Origin of the sequence: Pseudomonas sp. NFX183, from assembly GCF_047943075.1 — a bacterium.
GTDB lineage: Bacteria > Pseudomonadota > Gammaproteobacteria > Pseudomonadales > Pseudomonadaceae > Aquipseudomonas.
This window is the reverse complement of the sequence record NZ_CP181333.1, coordinates 3,614,251-3,631,375: the sequence shown is the minus strand read 5'-3', so window position 1 is coordinate 3,631,375 and position 17,125 is coordinate 3,614,251. Positions and strand designations below refer to the sequence as shown.

The 17,125-nt window shown below is 61.8% G+C and carries 18 protein-coding genes and 2 pseudogenes; 9 read left to right on the top strand and 11 right to left on the bottom strand.

The genetic code is table 11. The features are described from left to right. Positions 1-13: 13 nt before the first annotated feature. Complete coding sequence (locus ACM530_RS16910; protein WP_017139216.1) at positions 14-547, bottom strand: gluconokinase; 534 nt, start codon at positions 545-547, stop codon at positions 14-16. A 212-nt stretch (positions 548-759) separates the two neighbouring features. On the opposite strand from ACM530_RS16910, the gene ACM530_RS16905 reads away from it, so the two are divergent. Both ACM530_RS16905 and ACM530_RS16900 read left to right on the top strand, forming a co-directional pair. After that, on the top strand, positions 760-1,791 hold the full coding sequence (locus tag ACM530_RS16905; protein WP_242196409.1) for a LacI family DNA-binding transcriptional regulator: 1,032 nt from the start codon (positions 760-762) through the stop codon (positions 1,789-1,791). Positions 1,792-2,247: 456 nt separating this feature from the next. After that, positions 2,248-2,481, top strand: coding sequence for a DUF6124 family protein (locus ACM530_RS16900; protein WP_145159469.1), 234 nt, complete (start codon positions 2,248-2,250; stop codon positions 2,479-2,481). A 133-nt stretch (positions 2,482-2,614) separates the two neighbouring features. Here ACM530_RS16900 and ACM530_RS16895 read toward each other — a convergent pair whose 3' ends face one another. Continuing rightward, positions 2,615-3,490 carry a LysR family transcriptional regulator gene (locus ACM530_RS16895; RefSeq protein ID WP_145159471.1) on the bottom strand — a complete coding sequence of 292 codons (876 nt, stop codon included), beginning with the start codon at positions 3,488-3,490 and terminating at the stop codon, positions 2,615-2,617. Between the two features lie 109 nt (positions 3,491-3,599). Between ACM530_RS16895 and ACM530_RS16890 the strand changes: the two genes are divergently transcribed. From ACM530_RS16890 to ACM530_RS16870, 5 genes are all read left to right on the top strand, one after another. Beyond that, the gene (locus ACM530_RS16890) at positions 3,600-4,034 is read left to right on the top strand and encodes a PACE efflux transporter (RefSeq protein WP_416362712.1); all 435 of its coding nucleotides are present in this window, start codon (positions 3,600-3,602) and stop codon (positions 4,032-4,034) included. 59 nt (positions 4,035-4,093) lie between these two features. Continuing rightward, a complete protein-coding gene (locus tag ACM530_RS16885; RefSeq protein ID WP_242196292.1) occupies positions 4,094-4,726 on the top strand; it encodes a glutathione S-transferase family protein in 633 nt (210 codons plus the stop codon). Positions 4,727-4,741: 15 nt separating this feature from the next. Further along, entirely contained in the window at positions 4,742-5,479 is a 738-nt protein-coding gene (locus ACM530_RS16880) for an NAD-dependent epimerase/dehydratase family protein (protein ID WP_416362711.1), read from the top strand. Positions 5,480-5,619: 140 nt separating this feature from the next. Further along, positions 5,620-7,035: an MFS transporter gene (locus ACM530_RS16875; protein WP_119741516.1), complete on the top strand. Its 1,416-nt coding sequence runs from the start codon at positions 5,620-5,622 to the stop codon at positions 7,033-7,035. 133 nt (positions 7,036-7,168) lie between these two features. Further along, positions 7,169-7,705: a hypothetical protein gene (locus ACM530_RS16870; protein WP_416362710.1), complete on the top strand. Its 537-nt coding sequence runs from the start codon at positions 7,169-7,171 to the stop codon at positions 7,703-7,705. Between the two features lie 116 nt (positions 7,706-7,821). On the opposite strand, the pseudogene ACM530_RS16865 reads toward ACM530_RS16870, so the two are convergent. The 3 genes and pseudogenes from ACM530_RS16865 to ACM530_RS16855 all read right to left on the bottom strand — a co-directional run. Continuing rightward, a pseudogene (locus tag ACM530_RS16865) lies at positions 7,822-8,235 on the bottom strand (methyl-accepting chemotaxis protein); the annotation flags it as partial. Positions 8,236-8,412: 177 nt separating this feature from the next. After that, positions 8,413-9,036 (bottom strand): annotated as a pseudogene (locus ACM530_RS16860) (PAS domain-containing protein); the annotation flags it as partial. Between the two features lie 273 nt (positions 9,037-9,309). Beyond that, on the bottom strand, positions 9,310-10,179 hold the full coding sequence (locus tag ACM530_RS16855; RefSeq protein ID WP_416362709.1) for a LysR family transcriptional regulator: 870 nt from the start codon (positions 10,177-10,179) through the stop codon (positions 9,310-9,312). A gap of 96 nt (positions 10,180-10,275) precedes the next feature. Between ACM530_RS16855 and gstA the strand changes: the two genes are divergently transcribed. Further along, complete coding sequence (gstA, locus tag ACM530_RS16850) at positions 10,276-10,878, top strand: glutathione transferase GstA (RefSeq protein ID WP_416362708.1); 603 nt, start codon at positions 10,276-10,278, stop codon at positions 10,876-10,878. A 283-nt stretch (positions 10,879-11,161) separates the two neighbouring features. Here the strand turns inward: gstA and ACM530_RS16845 are convergent, their stop codons facing one another. From ACM530_RS16845 to ACM530_RS16820, 6 genes are all read right to left on the bottom strand, one after another. Beyond that, entirely contained in the window at positions 11,162-11,431 is a 270-nt protein-coding gene (locus tag ACM530_RS16845; protein ID WP_416362707.1) for a hypothetical protein, read from the bottom strand. A gap of 251 nt (positions 11,432-11,682) precedes the next feature. After that, positions 11,683-12,609: an aliphatic sulfonate ABC transporter substrate-binding protein gene (locus ACM530_RS16840; RefSeq protein ID WP_242196309.1), complete on the bottom strand. Its 927-nt coding sequence runs from the start codon at positions 12,607-12,609 to the stop codon at positions 11,683-11,685. Next, positions 12,609-13,622, bottom strand: coding sequence for an ABC transporter substrate-binding protein (locus tag ACM530_RS16835; RefSeq protein WP_416362706.1), 1,014 nt, complete (start codon positions 13,620-13,622; stop codon positions 12,609-12,611). Before ACM530_RS16835 ends, ACM530_RS16840 begins: the two co-directional genes overlap by 1 nt. Positions 13,623-13,687: 65 nt before the next feature. Continuing rightward, positions 13,688-14,491, bottom strand: coding sequence for a sigma-70 family RNA polymerase sigma factor (locus ACM530_RS16830; RefSeq protein ID WP_416362705.1), 804 nt, complete (start codon positions 14,489-14,491; stop codon positions 13,688-13,690). A gap of 108 nt (positions 14,492-14,599) precedes the next feature. After that, positions 14,600-15,391: a phosphate/phosphite/phosphonate ABC transporter substrate-binding protein gene (locus tag ACM530_RS16825; RefSeq protein ID WP_416362704.1), complete on the bottom strand. Its 792-nt coding sequence runs from the start codon at positions 15,389-15,391 to the stop codon at positions 14,600-14,602. A 9-nt stretch (positions 15,392-15,400) separates the two neighbouring features. Further along, positions 15,401-16,330, bottom strand: a complete 930-nt coding sequence (locus tag ACM530_RS16820) for a fatty acid desaturase (RefSeq protein WP_416362703.1) — start codon at positions 16,328-16,330, stop codon at positions 15,401-15,403. A gap of 301 nt (positions 16,331-16,631) precedes the next feature. Here ACM530_RS16820 and ACM530_RS16815 point away from each other — a divergent pair, with 301 nt between their 5' ends. Then, complete coding sequence (locus ACM530_RS16815; RefSeq protein WP_145159499.1) at positions 16,632-17,063, top strand: GNAT family N-acetyltransferase; 432 nt, start codon at positions 16,632-16,634, stop codon at positions 17,061-17,063. The last annotated feature ends 62 nt before the right edge of the window (positions 17,064-17,125 follow it).

The following is a 17,125-nucleotide window of genomic DNA, read 5'->3' as shown; positions in this document are numbered from 1 at the left end:
TTCCGGCAAAAAATTAATGGGTTGGTTCAAAGCCGTGTTGCAGCCACCAGGCATTGGTTTGCTCGGCCAGGTCCTCGACGCTGTCTTCGCTGGCGTTGAGCGCCAGGGTCAGCGGCTCGCCCACGGGCGATTCAAGGGTGGCGAACTGGCTGTCGATCAGGCTGGCCGGCATGAAATGGCCGGGGCGATGGGACACGCGGTCGGCGGCCACGGCACGGGTCAGCTCCAGGAACACAAAGCCCAGGCCCGGCGCGGCTTCGCGCAGGTGGTCGCGGTATTTTTTCTTCAGCGCCGAACAGGTCAGCACCGGATGCTCGCCGGCTTTAAGCGAGCGGCGCAGTTCATCGCACAGGATGTCGAGCCAGCCGGCGCGGTCGTCGTCGTTGAGGGGATGGCCGGCGCTCATCTTTTCGATGTTCGCGGCGGGGTGAAAGCTGTCGCCTTCGATGGCGGTGGCGCCGTTCAGGCGACACAGGGCTTCGCTGACGCTGGACTTGCCACAGCCAGAAACACCCATGATGACCAGGGCGGTAACAGGTTGACTCATGAAACACCTCAGGACGCAGATAGCGCTACCTTCGCACGCTGTAAGGCTAGTGCAAAAACAGGCTTTTCCCGCGCCGACTTGTCATTTTTATGGAGTGACGCGTGCATCCTCTCCGAAACCGTTGAACCGGATCAGGCAACCCTGAGTTCAAGCATTTGCAGCCTTTTGGAGACAGCGCTACCTTAGTGCCTCGATTTTTGTTTGGCAACCGCCTGATGACCTCCAAGAACGATAAAAATACCCGCACCACCGGTCGCCCGACCCTCAATGAAGTAGCCCGCCTGGCCGGCGTCAGCCCGATCACCGCCTCGCGCGCCCTGCGTGGCATCAGCACCGTAGCCACCGAGCTGGTGGAAAAAGTGCAATGGGCCGCCGCCGAACTCAACTACGTGGTCAACCCCGCCGCCCGCGCCCTGGCCTCGGCGCAAAGCCACTCGGTGGTGGTCATCGTGCCGTCGCTGTCCAACCTGCTGTTTATCGAAACCCTGGAAGCCATCCACCAAGTGCTGCGGCCCAAGGGCTTTGAAGTGCTGATCGGCAACTCCCACTATTCACGCGACGAAGAAGAAAACCTGTTGCGCAACTACATGGCCTACCAGCCACGCGGGTTGCTGCTGACCGGCTTTGACCGCACCGAAAGCGCGCGCCGGATGGTCGAGGCCAGCAATGTGCCGTGTGTGTACATGATGGACCTGGACCCGAATGCCGGCGTGAACTGTGTGGGGTTTTCGCAACTGAGTGCGGGTGAAACGGCGGCGGCGCACTTGATCTCGCGTGGGCGCAAGCGCCTGGCGTACATCGGCGCGCAGTTGGACCAGCGTACGTTGCTGCGCGGTGAAGGTTTCCGCCGCGCGCTGCAACACGCCGGTATGTATGACCCGGCGCTGGAATTGCTGACGCCGCGCCCCTCCTCCGTGGGTTTGGGTGGCGAGCTGTTTCTGCAGTTGCTGGCGGCGCATCCGGACGTGGATGCGATTTTCTTCGGCAACGACGACCTGGCCCAGGGCGCACTGCTCGAAGCCCTGCGCCACGGCATCAACGTGCCGGAGCGCGTGGCCGTGTTGGGTTTCAACGACTTGCCCGCCTCTTCTTTTATGGTGCCGCGCTTGAGCAGCATCAGCACACCGCGTGAAGCGATTGGCCGGCGCTCGGCGGAGCACCTGTTGACGATCATGGCAGGCAACAAGATCGCCAAGCCGGTGGTGGACATGGGCTTTGAGTTGCAAGTGCGCGAGAGCACCTGATTTTTGAAGGCCAAACACAACCACAGTGTGGGAGCTGGCTTGCCCGCGATAGCGGAGTGTCAGGCAATGATGTGTTGACTGACTCACCGCCATCGCAGGCAAGCCAGCTCCCACCTTTTTTACCGTGCCCGCTTGAGATGTAAGACGCCTGTAGGACGCGGCTGACATTGCGGTCAGCGCCTTGCCCGGCTGCCTACGCTTACGTCAGAATCCGCCGGCTTGTGCGCTTGGGTGGTGGTCTTTAGGGTTTGACGGTCGCTGAATTTCTCGGTGACCGGGTTTAGTAGCCCGAACCTCCCAACACAATATGCACAAGCCCATTATGGCGGCTGTGCGTAGGGCGCCTTCGGGCGCGCCGGGTTTGTGTGGGATTACCGGTCTACTAACCTGCGTACAGTTGCCACCCAACTTGTTTAGTAGCGATGCGGGTGTTGGCACAAACCAGGTACTTCAACCATGCAAAGCGTCAATCCCCCGAATACGCTCTTCACCATCATCCCCGATACCCCAATCGAATCCTTGCTGATCAACAGCTACGAAACCGTGTGTTCCGTCAGCGCCTTGTTGCTCGACCTCTCCGATGACCTCACCGGCAAGCACCGCGACGTAGCCCTCGCCATTCATCAATTGAGCGAGCTATCAGTGCTCATGGTAGGCAAAGCCATGGACCAGCAAACACCGCGCACCTGACGCCCTGCTCGGTTAAACATGTGGGAGCTGGCTTGCCTGCGATGGCGGCGGGTCAGCTACACATGGGCTGACTGACCCAGCGCCTTCGCGGGCAAGCCCGCTCCCACCTTTACCGTGCCCACTTGAGGGCGGGTTAGTCTGTTTGAGCCAGCATTTTTACCAATGCCGACGCTCCTCTGTGCAACGGCTGATTTTTCAACCACACCGCATTCACCACCATCGCCAGCCCGTTCTCGATGTTCTTGAAGTTCAAGCGCCGCAAGCGCCCCGCCGCCAGCAACGGCGCCACCACCGACTGCGGGAAGTTGCCCCAGCCCAGCCCGGCTTCCACCATCTCCAGCGCCATGCCCAGGGTGTCGGTCCGCCAATAGGATTGCCCCACCAGTGGCCGACGATCGCCGAGAGGCAAGTCCCGACCGGCCACCAGAATCTGTCGCACCCGCACCAAATCTTCCAAAAATGGTTCGCCGCCCGCCTGGGGGTGTCGCGGGCTGATACAGGCCATCAGTTGCTCGCTGCCGACAAACTGAAACCGCTCCAGCACATTCACGCTCAACCCCGCATAGGCCAGGCACAGCTGCACCCGGCCGCTGTGCAGCAGCTGCAAAACGTCATCTTGCGGGGCGGTCAGCACTTCGATGTCGAGCAACGGAAATTGCTCACTGAGTTCGCCAATGGCGGCCAGCAGGCGCCGCGTATTGATGTCGGCGCCCACGCCAATCGACAGCTTGCTCTCCAGCCCCTGGGACAGCTGCAACGCATGCACCTGCAACTGTTTGAGTTGCTCGGCCATCAGCCGTGCATGGGGAATCAACGCCAGCGCCAAGTCGGTGGGCACCGGCTCGCGGTGGCTGCGATCGAACAACGGGTAACCCAGCTCGGCTTCAAGGTTGGCAATGCCCATGCTCACCGCTGAAGGCACCTTGCCCAACGCCCGCGCTGCCGCCGAAAACGAGCCGCGCTCCACCACCGCCAAGAACAACTGGACACTGTCGCTGGTAAAACTCATCGCGCCACCTATCAATAAAACTGAAATTTTCTGACTTTTAGTATCAGCCAAGCTGACGCTATGGTCTGCGCCCTCTGAGGTTCCTGTCACGTAGAAAAGAGGAAGTGGTATGCAAGGCGTGAAACGCAAACTGGTGTATGTGTCGCTCTACGAGCTGATCGGCATGACCTTCTCGGCGCTCGGGCTGGCGCTGCTGTCGGGCACTCACCCCTCCAGCACAGGGCCGTTGGCGGTCGTCATCACGACCATCGCGGTCACCTGGAACTTCATTTACACCTCAGTGTTCGAGCGCTGGGAAAGCCGCCAGGCCGACCGCACGCGCACCGTCAAACGCCGCATTGCCCACGCGGTCGGATTTCAACTGACGCTGATCGTCTTCCTGATTCCGCTGATCGCCTGGTGGATGAAGGTCAGCCTGGTGCAGGCGTTTATGCTGGACCTGGCGTTGATCCTGTTCATTCCCTGCTACACGTTTGCCTTCAACTGGCTGTTCGACCGCACCTTCGGTTTGCCCGCGTCGGCGCTGCCGGCCACAACCGCGTAGCGTCGAAGGTTTCCCCCTGATAGATTCCCATGGGTCATCTCCATCGTCAGGGAAGTACCATGGGACACTCACTGAAAATCCTGGGCCGCACGTCCTCCATCAACGTGCGCAAAGTGCTCTGGACCTGCCAGGAACTGGGCATCGACTACGTGCGTGAAGACTGGGGCATCGGTTTCAAACCCACCCAGTCGGCCGAGTTCCTCGCCCTGAACCCCAACGCCCAAGTGCCGGTGCTGATCGACGACCACGGCGTGCTGTGGGAATCCAACACCATCTGCCGCTACCTGATAGGCCTTTACCAACGCCACGACCTGTTGCCCGCCGAGCCGGCGCCACGCGCTCGGGTCGAGCAGTGGATGGACTGGCAAGCCACCGAACTCAACCGCGCCTGGGGCAATGCGTTCACCGCTCTGGTGCGCAACAACCCGGACGGTCTCGACCCGGCGCAGATTGCCGCCGCCGTGCAGGTGTGGAATGACAAAATGGGCCTGCTGGAGCAACAGCTGGCCAAGACCGGCGCCTACGTGGCTGGCGACGAATTCACCCTCGCCGACATCCTCATCGGCCTCTCGGTGCATCGCTGGCAGAACGCCCCGATGGAGCGCCCGCCCTACCCCGCAGTGGCCGCCTACTACCAGCGCCTCAGCCAACGCCCGGGCTTTCAGACCTTCGCCCTCGCCGGTCATAACTGAAACAAGGACACCCCCGTGAAAGGACTCAACGTATTGCTCACCGGCGCCTGCGGCAGAATCGGCAAGGTATTTTTCGAAGCCTCGAAAGACCGCTACCGCTTCACCCTTACTGACCGCGCCGCCCCGGACTTCGACCTGGGCGAGCACCGTTACATCAACGCCGACCTCAGCGACAAAGCCAGCCTGGCCGGCCTGCTCAATGGCATCGACGTGATCGTGCACCTGTCCGGCATCCCCGACGCCAGCGCCGCGTTCGAGGAGCTGCTGCCCAACAACATCCTCGCCACCACCTACCTGTTCGAAGCCGCCGTGGCCGCGGGCGTAACACGCCTGGTGTACGCCAGCAGCGCGCAAGCCATCGAGGGCTACCCGGTTGACCGGCAGATCACGCCCGGCATGCAGGTCATGCCCGCCAACCTCTACGGCGTGAGCAAATGCTACGGCGAGGCGCTGTGCAGCTACTACGCGGCAAAAACCGCGCTGTCGACCATTGCCCTGCGCATCGGCGCCTTCGAATCGCGCCAAACCCCCGACCTGAACAACGCCCGCGACCTCAGCGCCTGGCTCAGCCCGCGTGACGCCGTGCAATTGCTGCAACGCTCGGTTGAAGTCCAAGGGGTCAAACACCTGATCGCCCACGGCATTTCCAATAACCGCTTCAAGCGCCTGGACCTGAGCGAAACCACACGGGTGCTGGGCTATCAGCCGGTGGACGATGCATTCCAGACCTTCGAGATGCCCATCACCTACTGACCCCCTGCGCCATAAAACCTTCAAACCTGAAGGCTTGGCGCAATAAATCGGCAATTGCGTGCCGTGGCGCACGCAATTTCACAAGCACCGGTTTACGTTAGCCCGCTAAGATTCCAGGTCACTGCCCCTGGAATCCGCCCATGTCGACACTCACCGCCTCAGCCACGGACGGCATTGACCCGATCCGTGCCGCCCACATCAGCGCGCGCATTGACCGCTTGCCCGCCGTCGCCACGCTCTGGCGCCTGGTGGCGTTGCTGTCGATCGGCGGTTTTTTCGAGCTGTATGACTTGTTCCAGACCGCCTATATCAGCCCCGGCCTGATCAGCGACGGGATTTTCCACACGGGCAGCGAGGGCGTATTCGGGTTCTCCGACCAGGCCGCTTTCGCCTCGGCAACCTTCCTCGGCCTGTTCCTCGGCGCCAGCCTGCTCAGTCCCATTGCCGACCGCTTCGGGCGTCGGGCGATCTTCACCTTCGCGTTGATCTGGTACACCGTCGCCACGGTGTTGATGGGCATCCAGACCTCCGCCCTGGGCATTATCTGCATGCGCTTTCTGGTGGGCATTGGCCTGGGCATCGAACTGGTGACCATCGACGCCTACCTTTCGGAACTGGTGCCCAAGCGCATGCGCAGCTCGGCCTTTGCCTTTGCGTTTTTCATCCAGTTTTTGTCAGTGCCGGCGGTGGCGTTGATGTCATGGTGGCTGGTGCCCCAGGCGCCGTTCGGGGTGTCCGGCTGGCGCTGGGTGGTGCTCAGCAGTGCAGTGTTTGCGCTGTTTATCTGGCAACTGCGCAAGCGTCTGCCGGAGTCACCGCGCTGGCTGGCGCAGAAAGGCCGCTTTGACCAAGCCGGGCAGATCATGGACAGCCTGGAAGCACGCTGCCAGAAAGACCACGGCAAAGCGCTGGATGAACCCGAACCCGAAGCCGTCAGCGTGCAGGGCAACGGCCGCTTTGCCGATATCTGGCAACCGCCTTACCGCCGCCGCGCGTTGATGCTGATTGTGTTTCACGTGTTCCAGGCCATCGGCTTTTTCGGCTTCGGCAATTGGTTGCCGGCGTTGCTCTCGGGCCAGGGCGTGAGCGTGACCCACAGCTTGCTGTACGCCTTTATCATCACCCTCGCCTACCCGCTGGGCCCGTTGCTGTTTGTGAAGGTGGCCAACCGCTTCGAAAACAAATGGCAGATCGTCGGCTCGGCCATGGGCGCGATGATCTTCGGCAGCCTGTTCGCCCTGCAAACCACGGCGGTGGGGCTGGTGATCTGCGGGGTGATGATCACCTTTTGCAACGCCTGGCTGAGCTTCAGTTATCACTCGTACCAAAGCGAACTGTTCCCCACCAATATCCGCGCGCGGGCGGTGGGCTTCTGCTATTCGTTCAGCCGTTTGTCCACGGTGTTCAGCAGCCTGCTGATCGGTTTTATCCTCGAACACCTGGGCACGCCGGGCGTGCTGGCGTTTATCGCCAGCAGCATGTTGATCGTGATGATCACCATCAGCTGGTTCGGGCCGCGCACGCGTAACCTGGCGCTGGAAAATATTGCGCACTGACGGCAAGCCTTGGCCGCCGACGGGACAAAGATTGCCGCGGCGGCCGTGTCATCCCCAGTAAAACTGGGCACATCGCCCTCGGCATGCTATTTGCTCCACCTGAAACACCGAACACATCCTCAGGTGACCGATCATGCTGGTTAACAACAACGCCCAAGCGGTGTCTACCGTCCAACAGCTCAAGCGACCCGACATGGACCCCGCCAATGCCGCCGCCAGCACGCTGTACAGCGGCGCCCTGCAAGCGGCGCAGCAAAGCGTGACCGTACCGGCCGCGCAGAAGGACCTGGACAAGGCCAACGACCGTATCGACGAAGCCTTTGCCAAGACCCGTGTGCAGTTGCAAGCCACCACGGCGGCAACGACCGCCACGACGGCATCCACCACGACGGCAACAAGCACCGATGTGCCTGCCGCCGGCTCGACCACCAGCAGCGCGCGCGCCGACTTCACCGACTACATGAACAAATCCCCGGCCGAACGCATTCGCGAACAGCTGCTCAAGGAGCAGGGTTTAACCGAAGAGCAGGTGCAAGCCATGCCGCAGGAAAAACAGGACGCGATTGCCAAGCAAGTGGCTGATCGTGTGAAGCAGCAGCAAGAACAGCAAGTAGCGGCGAAAGCCACGGACCCGGCGCAGTCGGTGAAAGAAACCCTGGCTGCGATTTAACCGACACGGCCAATCAAACTGTGGGAGCTGGCTTGCCTGCGATAGCCTCACCTGGGTGTACTTGATACACCGGGGTGTCTGCATCGCAGGCAAGCCAGCGCCCACAGGGATCGTGCTTACTGCAGTTGCAGGGTCGAGTTGAACTGACTGATCGCATCCACCACATGCCGTGACCCTTCCTGAATTTCCAGGATCACCTGCCCCGCTTCATTCGCCAGCTCCACCCCAAGCCCGGTGCGGCTCAGGCTCGACTGCATGCTCGAAACCGCGCTCAGCGACAGGTCGTGGTTCTTGCGCACCACCTCCACAATCTCCACCGTCGCCTGGCTGGTACGCGCCGCAAGGCTGCGCACTTCATCAGCCACCACCGCAAACCCGCGCCCATGCTCGCCGGCCCGCGCAGCTTCAATGGCCGCGTTGAGCGCGAGCATATTGGTCTGCTCGGCGATGCTGCGAATGGTCTGCACGATGGAGCCGATGATGTCCGACTGCTTGCTCACCGCATCGATGCTCTGGGCCGCCTGGTTCAGGTCGTGGGAAATCTCTTCGATGATCTGCACGGTTTGCTGCACCACCTCCGAGCCCTTGCGTGCGCAGGCATCGTTTTGTACTGAGGTGGCATGGGCCGAGTCGGCGGCGGTACGCAGGGTGGTGACCTGATCGGTGATGTCACTGGCGAACTTCACCACTTTGTACAGGCGCCCATTGGTATCGAAGATCGGGTTGTAGGAGGCCTCCAGAAACAGAGTTTTGCCGTACTTGTTTTTGCGTTCAAAGCGGTGGGAATGGTATTCGCCGCGGTTGAGCGAGGCCCAAAAGGCCTTGTACGCCGGGGCTTCCACTTCGCCGCGATGGCAAAACATGCTGTGGTGCTGGCCAATGATTTCTTCGCGGGAATACTGCACGGTGCGCAAAAAGTTGTCGTTGGCGTTGATGATCTGGCCTTGTGGGGTGAACTCGATCACGGCCATGGACCGGCTGATCGCGTCGATCAGGCTCTGGTTCTCGTGTTCATGGTGAACCCGCGCAGAAATGTCCGACGCCACTTTGATCACGCTCAGCACCTGATTGCTGCTGTCCAGCACCGGCATGTAGCTGGCCTCGAGCCACACTTGCTCACCGCGCTTGTTCAAGCGCATGAACGTGCCGCTGAGCGCTTCACCCCGCGCCAGGTCGCGCCACAACTTGGCGTAGGTCTCGGTGTGGGTGTACGCCTCTTCGCAAAAGATGCGGTGATGTTTGCCGCGAACCTCCTCCACGCTGTAGCCCATGGTTTTGCAGAAGTTGAGATTGGCGTCGAGGATCACGCCGTTGCGGTCGAACTCGATCATCGCCATGGAGCGGCTGATGGCAGCCAGCTTGGCGTTGGCTTCGGTGAGGGCACAGGAAAAACGTTCGATTTCTTGCAGGTCGGATTTGTGATGGCGGTTGAACATGGTCAGATCACCCTAGATTCCCGGCGCCTGAGACGGCGCATTCCATTCTTCAGTTGGCTATCGCTGGCACACCGTCATGGGGAAAAAACCATCCGAATCGCTTTACATGCCAAGCGTCATCAACGGTTGTGGGTGAGCATAGACAGGGCATGGCGCTATGCAAGGCCACTAGTCAGCCAGCATTTTTAACAATGCACCGACCGCCGCCGAGGGTGGAAGGGTCGGTGAACCGACCAAGGCAAACTCACGGTACAACGGCACCGTCAGCGGCATCACGCGCAGGCCATTGTGCTGCGCCGGCAAGGCCATTTCCGGCACCAGCGTGACACCGACGCCCTCGCGCACCAGGCTGTAGGCGCTGCTCCATTCACGTACTTCCACGCGGATATCGCGCAGGCGCAAACAGGCGTCGGCCGCCAGGCTGCGGGCATTCGCGGTACAGCCGCCGGTGGCCAGTACGAAGGGTTGTTCGAGCAAGGCTTCGAGCGCCACGCTGGCATCCTCCGCGCGCTGCGCCAGTGCATGATGGGATGGCAGCACTGCCATCCACAGGTCGCGACCCAATACCGTGGCGTTGCGCTCGGGCTTGGGGTTGAGCACCACGCCCAAATCGATCAGGCCCGCGTCGAGCAAGGTGTGCACTTCGCTGTCGGTCACTTCCAGGGTGGTGACCTCGATACCCGGGTTCAACTGGCGGAAACGCTGCAGCAACGGCGTCAGAAAAGTCGCCAGCACCTTCGGAAAACTGGCGATGCGAATGTTCCCCCGCAGCAGCGGGCGCGCTTCATCCACCGTGGTGCGAATGGCCTGCAGCGCGCCCATCATCACCCGCGCCTGCGCGATCACATTGAGCCCAAGCGCTGTGGGCAACGTCTTGCGCGGTTCACGGGTAAACAGTTGCGCGCCCAGCGTCGCCTCCATGGACGCCATGGCCTGGCTGGCGGCGGACTGCGTCATGCCCACCTGTTCGGCAGCCGCCGTGATGCTGCCGTGGTCGGCGACGGCCACCAGCAGGCGCCAGTGCATCAGGTTCATCATGGCAGTAGCTGTCCTTATGGATGGGGTCTGCAGGTTTAATTTTACGCACGGTGCCACGCCCGCGAGACTGGCGCAAACCCAATGGAGTCGCCTTTGATGAAACTGTATTTTTCCCCCAACGCCTGTTCGCTCGCCCCGCATATCGTGCTGCGCGAATTGGCGCTGCCGTTCGAGCTGGTGCAGGTGAACAACCAGGCTAAAACCTTCGGCGACGGCGAAGATTTCCTGCAGATCAACCCCAAGGGCTACGTGGCGGCGCTGCAACTGGACAACGGCGATGTGCTGACCGAAGCCAGTGCCATCCTGCAATACCTGGCCGACCTCAAACCCGCCGCCCTGCTCGCCCCGGCCAATGGCAGTTGGCAACGCGTACGGTTGCAGGAATGGCTGAACTTTATCGCCAGCGAGATTCATGGCGGGTTGGCGATTTTCTTCAACCCGGCCATTCAAGGCGAAGTGCGGGCGATGTTTGTGGCCACGCTGTTCAAGCGCTTTGCGATTCTGGTGCAGACACTGGAGCGTCAGGATTACCTGCTGGGCGAGCAGTATTCGGTGGCGGATGCGTATTTGTTTGTGGTGCTGCGTTGGGCGGGTGTCCACGCTATTGATTTGCAACAGTGGCCGGCGTTGGCGGCGTTTCAACACAGAGTGGGTGAGCGCCAGGCTGTGATCGAGGCCTTGGCTGCCGAAAATCCATGACCTGAAATGCAATCAACCCTGTGGGAGCGGGCTTGCTCGCGAATGCGGTGGGTCAGTCAGCACATGCATCAGCTGATACACCGCCTTCGCGAGCAAGCCCGCTCCCACAGTTGATCTGCTTCGTTTCAAAGAAAGGGTTTCAAGCTGCCATTGGTGATGAACACACTCAACGCCAGCACATCCACCGAGCCCGACCGGTCCTGATGCAGATGCGCCACTTGGCTTCGCACTGCGTCATGGACCCGCCGCGTGCCCTGCCCCAATCGCGATACACCACGCAGGTCTACCGGCGGGTCTTGTCGACCACCGCCAGCGCCTGCCCGGCGTAGTCTTCCACCCGATCGGCCACCGGCGTGTCCACCGCGGCACCGAGCCCGGTGAAGTGGCCGTTGATGCCGCCGCCAGAAATCAGGTGAGTGCGCGGCTCGATCACCGCCTCGCCACGACCCTGAATCGCCAGGCTGGCCTGGATGGCGGTGAGGATTTCCTCGTTGGACAGGTTGAGCGCGTCGATGTCCAGGCCGTTGAGAAAGTCGATGTAGATCGGTTGCATGGTCTGCTCACTGATGGGAGGTTTTAGAGCTTGTTGTGCCGAGCGGGCTTCCTGTGGCGAGCGGGCTTGCCCCGCGTTGGGCTGCGAAGCGGCCCCATTCCAGACCTGCGCGCGTCCCCTGATACACCGCGGTGAATGGTTTTGGGGCTGCTGCGCAGCCCAACGCGGGGCAAGCCCGCTCGCCACGACAAGCCCGCTCGCCACAACAAGCCCGCTCGCCACGGGAAGCCCGGTCGCTCTGGCCGCAGGATTCAGGGGCCCTTGAACACGATCTGCTGCACATCGACCTTCTTCGGGATCAGGCCGTTGGCAAAAAACAGGTCGGCAGTGCGTTGCTGGTTGGCGATGTCGACGGCTTCCAGCGGACGAATCGGCGCGGGTGAGCGGTGTTCGAAGTAGCTTTTAACCACCGCCGGTGGCAGGCCCAGGGTCTTGGCCATCAGCGCGATGCTTTGCTCGGGTTGGTCCAGGGACAGGCGCTGGGCCTTGGCCAGGGTGTTGATAATCGTGCCGACCGCTTGCGGGTGCTGCTTGGCAAACGGGCTGCTGACCACAAAGAAACTGCCCGCCGGGTTGAGGCCTTGGCCATCGCCCAGCACGCGGGCGGAACCGTCGACCACGGCCGCGGAGTAGTACGGGTCCCACACTACCCAGGCGTCGACCTTGCCTTGTTCAAACGCGGCACGGCCATCGGACGGCGACAGGTACACCACGTCGACATCCTTCCACTGCAAACCGGCGCGCAGCAGGCTCTTGAGGAACAGGTTGTGTGCGCTGGAACCCTTGAGCAGCGCCACGCGCTTGCCCTTGAGTTCGGCCACGCTCTGAATTGTGCTGGCTTTGGGCACCAACACCGCTTCGGTCTTGCCCTCGTTCGGCTCGACCGCGAAGTACTGCAAATCAATGCCGGCGGCCTGGGCGAAGATCGGCGGGATGTCGCCGATGTTGCCGATGTCCAGGCTGCCGCCGTTCAGTGCTTCGATCAGCGGCGGGCCGCCAAGGAATTCGATCCATTGCACCTGGGTGCCGGGCAGCGCGTCTTCAAACAACTTGTGCTCGCGGGCCAGCACCATGCTCACCGAGCTTTTCTGGTAGCCGATGCGCAACGTGGAAGGTTCGGCGGCGAGCACATGGCTGGCCACCAGCGAAAGAACCACAACAGCGAGGGCTTTGAGCATCAGAGGGCTCCCTTGACCTTGGCCGCGACATCCGCCGGCACCCATTGCTGCCAGACGTTCGGCTGCTCTTTGAGGAACGCCAGAGCGACCTGGCGTGGCTGTTCACGTTTCTCGCTCATCTGCGCAAGGATGCCGTTGAGCAGGTCGATCGGCAGGTCGACTTTTTCAAAGAACGTGACCAGTTGCGGGTACTGCGCCTTGAACGGCGCCGACACGCCAATCGCCAGGTGCGCCGGCATGGAACGGGTGCCGATGGGGTGCGGGTTGTTGGCGTCGGCCAGGGTTTTCCAGGCCTCGGCGTTGAACGGCGGCTCTTCCAATTTGATCAGCTTGAAGCGGCCGAGCAGCGGGGTGGGCGACCAGTAGTAGAACAGCACCGGTTTGCCGCGGCGGATCGACGACGCCACTTCGGCATCCAGCGCCGCGCCGGAGCCGGTGCGGAAGTTGACGAAGGTGTCGGTCAGGCCATACGCCTTGAGCTTCTGGCTATTGACGATTTCCGAGGTCCAGCCGGTGGGGCTGTTGAGAAAGCGGCCTTTGCTTGGGTCTTCGGGGTCGCGGAACACGTTCTTGTAACGCGACAGGTCGGCCACCGACTTGAGGTCCGGCGCCAGCGGTTTGATGCCGCGCTCGGCGTCGCCCTTGATCACGTATTCCGGCACCCACCAGCCTTCGGTGGCGCCTTTGACCGTGTCGCCAAGGCCGAACACTTTGCCTTCGCCTTCGGCCTTGACCCACGCCGGACTGCGCCCGGCCCACTCTTCGCCGATCACTTGAATGTCGTCCTTGGCCAGCGCGGCCTCCAGGCTCACGGTGCTGCCGGGCAAGGTGTCGGTGGGCAGGCCGTAGCCTTTCTCGACGATCAGGCGCAGCACTTCGGTGATCAGGCTGCCGCTTTCCCAGGTGATGTCGCCGAAGTGGATCGGTTTGACAGCGTCGGCGGCGTGGGCCGGCTGGGCCAGGACGGTCAGTGCCAGCAGCGAACCACCGAGCAGGTTTTTTAGTGTTTTCATGAGTAGCCTCTTGGAGATTCGATTCACAACACATTCAAAGTGGGCAGGGTCACTGAGTGAAGCCTTCAGGCCGCATTGACGGTTACCCACAACCCGGTGCGGCGGGTGATGTGGATCGGCAAGGTGCGCGCCAGGGTGTCGAGGATTTGCTGCGGATTGTCCAGCCGATAAAGGCCGCTGACGCGCAAGCCGGCGACTGACGGGTCCAGGCGCAACACGCCACGGTGATAGGGCCGCAACGCGTCGATGACTTCCGCCAACGGGCGGTCGCGCACTTGCAGCAAGCCGTCGATCCACGCCGTGGCGCCGGCCGAACTGACCCGCACCGGGCCGAAGCCGGCGCGGCCGAAATGCACTTCATGGCCGGCGGCGAGTAGCAGGCAACGGTTGAGCGCGCGGGCCATGTAGTCGCTGACCGAGCGTTGGGAAATCCCCAGTTCGGCGGCAATCTCGGGATACGTCAGGCCATTGAGCTGCGACAGCAGGAAGGTCGCCTTGACCTTGGCCGGCAAGCCGTCGAGCAACTGGTCGATGGCCTGCAAGGCTTCGAGCATGTGCGCCAGGTCTTCGGGAGACGGTGCGGTGCAGGCTTCGTCGTTGTCCAGGGCATCGAGATACGCGCGCTCCAGATCGCGCCGGCGCCACAGCTGGTACATCAGGCGCTGGGCGATGGTGGTGAGCAAGGCGCGGGGCTGGCGTATCGGCACCACGCCTGGCGAACTCAGCAGTTGGACGAAGGTGTCGGCGGCGATGTCTTCGGCGTGAGCACGCGAATCGAGATGGCGGTGCAAACGGCTGCACAGCCAGTCGTAATGACTGCGGAACAATCCGCCCACGTAATCGCTGTGAGAAGTGTCGGCGCCGGACATAGTGGCTCCATCTGAGTAGGTTGCGCGTTATGTCCGGTGTTCCGGTGGAGCGATCCTAGCAAGGCTGCTTATTCTTTAATAATATTTAAAAGGTATTTTTATATAACCTTATTGAAGCTTCGAATAACCCGCGTTGACCGCCTGTTGCTGGTAATCCAACAGCACGCGGTAGTCGTCTTCGCGGGCGGGCAGCACTTGCTGGATACCCAGCGTGTCGACCACCTGCGGTAAGTCCTGCAACGCCAGGTTCATCGCCTCGCGGATCTGCGCCACGTGTTCATCGCTCAGCTTGAGCGGCCCGATGTAAGGCAAGGTCGGGCTCGGCGCGCTGCGGGTGACGATGCGCAGCCCCGCCACTTCCTGCGGGGCGAAACGCGCCAGGTAGTCGTAGGTGACGCTGTCGATGGCGGCGAGGTCAGCAAGGTTTTCGCGCAGCCAGCGCAGACTTTCACGGTGGGCGCCGCTGATGCCGACGCAGGCAAAGAAACGGCCGCCGCGCTGCAACGGCGCGAGACGTTCGCGCAGCAGGTTCATGCCGCTGTTGGAGTCATGGCCGTTGATCACGCCACGGCTGTGGTAGAAGTCCGCCAGCGCGGTGCGCGGGTTGTCGTCGCGGGTCAGCAGCAGGCTGCAGTGTTCGCCCTGGCTGCTGTGAGCCAACTCGTAGCGTGGGCGACCGATCACGCGCACCTGGCCGCGCAGTTGGGTCATCAGCGGATAGCCGCAGGTTTGCGTGACGAGCAGTTCGGGCGCCAGCCACAGGCCGTGCAGGTCGAGGTGGTCGGCGTTGCGGCGGCTCAGGTTCAGACGCTCGACTATCCGCGCCAGCCACTGCTGGTTGGCGCGCTGCACCGCTTCGGGGGCGACGTACATCAGCAATTCGGCGTAGTGATCACTCATGGGCGTCTCTCAGGCAAAAGGGTGCCGGGGGCTGTCGATGGCCTTGAGGCCGTGGCGGCTGATCAACTGGCCATAGCCCTGCACCACAAACCCGCCGCTGCGCGCCACCCATTGTTCGCGGCGGGCGCGATAGACGGTGGGCAACAAGTACCAGGGCAGTTTCGGCAAGTCATGGTGCACCAGGTGCAGGTTGTTGTTGAGGAACAGCCAGGTCCAGGGCCAGGCCGCTTCGTTGAGGACGGTGCGCTGTTCCGGCTGCCGGTGTGGACGGTGCTCATAGTAGGAACGGATCGACGCCACGGACAAGGCCGGCACGCTGACCAGCAGCAGGTAATGCCACACCGGCAGTGCGCTGCAGTGGGCGATGAAGCTCAGCATCAATAAAGTCACCACGCCGTGGGCCAGCCACATCGGCCACACGTGGGGCAAGCGTTGAAGCTCATGACGCGCCAGTCGGCCAATCGCCAACGGCGCCGCGAGCAGGAACCGGCCGAGCACGGTTTTGGTCAGCCAATGCACGCGGCGTTTGAGCAACGAGCTGTTGTCCCATTGCAATTGGTTGAGGTAGCGGCTTTCCGGGTCGATGCCCGGCAGCGTCAGGTCTTCATCGTTGTGGTGCAACAAATGGCTTTCGCGGTACAGCGTGTAGGGATACCACACGGCAAATGGCGCATAGCCGAGCAGTTTGTTTACAAGAAGCGAGCGGGTGGGATGGCCGTGGAGCAATTCGTGTTGCACCGACAGCCACAGCGTCACCAACGGGATCAGCAGCAGGGTGCTCAGCCACAGGCCCAGCCATTGACTGGCGAGCATCACGGCGAACCAGCCTGTGTACACGCCGATCAGCAACAGCCAGGTCGGCCATTCGGTTCGGGCGGTAAAACGGTGCACCAGGGCTTCGATTTCCCGGCGCTGGGTCAGATCAAGGTAGTTGGCCATCGGCAGCTCAGAGCAGGTGTTTCCTGCTCTGTGCATTGAGGCTCGAAAATCTTGCAGACCGTTTGGTTCTAAGCTTGTAACTCAGTGACCGAACAGGCCTGTGTCGGACTTCTTGGCTTTTTTGTCGGCGCGTTTTTCATCGGCGGTTTTTGCCGGTTTCTTCTTCGCGGCTTTCTTTGAATCCATACCTTTGGCCATGATGCATGCTCAACTGAAGGGGATGTAACAGTGGGTATACCACCTATTGCCGGGCAGAAGGCGCTTATAATCCCCGGCCCTTGATAATGCTCGCTTGAAGACCATGCCCGAACTGCACCTCGAACCGCTGGCAGCGCCGCTATGGCCGCTGCTCAACAAGTTTTACCGTAGCCATGATTCGTCGATGAAGGCCATCAAAGGTGGGCGTTTATGGGTGGCGCGTGACGGCGAAATCGTGGCCGGGTTGTGCCTGAGCCCGGTGGTGGGTGGGCAGTGGCTGACCGGGGTGTTTGTGGACCCCGCGTATCGCGGCAACGGGTTGGCGGCGCGGCTGATTCTGCAGGCTGTGGCCGAGGTGGAAGGCACAGTCTGGCTGCTGTGCCATCCGGATCTGGAAGGTGTGTACCAGCGCATGGGCTTCACTCAGGACACGGTGCTGCCACAATCGCTCAGCGAGCGGCTGGTGCGCTACAAACGCAATAAACCCATGATCGCCATGGGGCTTATAACCAAGGGTGAGGTGCACCTCGGATAATGTGTGATCGCCCGGTAGAGGGCCCATGCTAGCCTCGACGGCACAGTGGCCCCTTACAGGAT

Coding starts and splice junctions, on each gene's coding strand:
- ACM530_RS16910 (WP_017139216.1), bottom strand. CDS start 547: ATGAGTCAACCTGTTACCGCCCTGGTCATCATGGGTGTTTCTGGCTGT.
- ACM530_RS16900 (WP_145159469.1), top strand. CDS start 2,248: ATGCAAAGCGTCAATCCCCCGAATACGCTCTTCACCATCATCCCCGAT.
- ACM530_RS16895 (WP_145159471.1), bottom strand. CDS start 3,490: ATGAGTTTTACCAGCGACAGTGTCCAGTTGTTCTTGGCGGTGGTGGAG.
- ACM530_RS16890 (WP_416362712.1), top strand. CDS start 3,600: ATGCAAGGCGTGAAACGCAAACTGGTGTATGTGTCGCTCTACGAGCTG.
- ACM530_RS16885 (WP_242196292.1), top strand. CDS start 4,094: ATGGGACACTCACTGAAAATCCTGGGCCGCACGTCCTCCATCAACGTG.
- ACM530_RS16875 (WP_119741516.1), top strand. CDS start 5,620: ATGTCGACACTCACCGCCTCAGCCACGGACGGCATTGACCCGATCCGT.
- ACM530_RS16870 (WP_416362710.1), top strand. CDS start 7,169: ATGCTGGTTAACAACAACGCCCAAGCGGTGTCTACCGTCCAACAGCTC.
- ACM530_RS16855 (WP_416362709.1), bottom strand. CDS start 10,179: ATGATGAACCTGATGCACTGGCGCCTGCTGGTGGCCGTCGCCGACCAC.
- gstA (WP_416362708.1), top strand. CDS start 10,276: ATGAAACTGTATTTTTCCCCCAACGCCTGTTCGCTCGCCCCGCATATC.
- ACM530_RS16845 (WP_416362707.1), bottom strand. CDS start 11,431: ATGCAACCGATCTACATCGACTTTCTCAACGGCCTGGACATCGACGCG.
- ACM530_RS16840 (WP_242196309.1), bottom strand. CDS start 12,609: ATGCTCAAAGCCCTCGCTGTTGTGGTTCTTTCGCTGGTGGCCAGCCAT.
- ACM530_RS16835 (WP_416362706.1), bottom strand. CDS start 13,622: ATGAAAACACTAAAAAACCTGCTCGGTGGTTCGCTGCTGGCACTGACC.
- ACM530_RS16830 (WP_416362705.1), bottom strand. CDS start 14,491: ATGTCCGGCGCCGACACTTCTCACAGCGATTACGTGGGCGGATTGTTC.
- ACM530_RS16825 (WP_416362704.1), bottom strand. CDS start 15,391: ATGAGTGATCACTACGCCGAATTGCTGATGTACGTCGCCCCCGAAGCG.
- ACM530_RS16820 (WP_416362703.1), bottom strand. CDS start 16,330: ATGGCCAACTACCTTGATCTGACCCAGCGCCGGGAAATCGAAGCCCTG.
- ACM530_RS16815 (WP_145159499.1), top strand. CDS start 16,632: ATGCCCGAACTGCACCTCGAACCGCTGGCAGCGCCGCTATGGCCGCTG.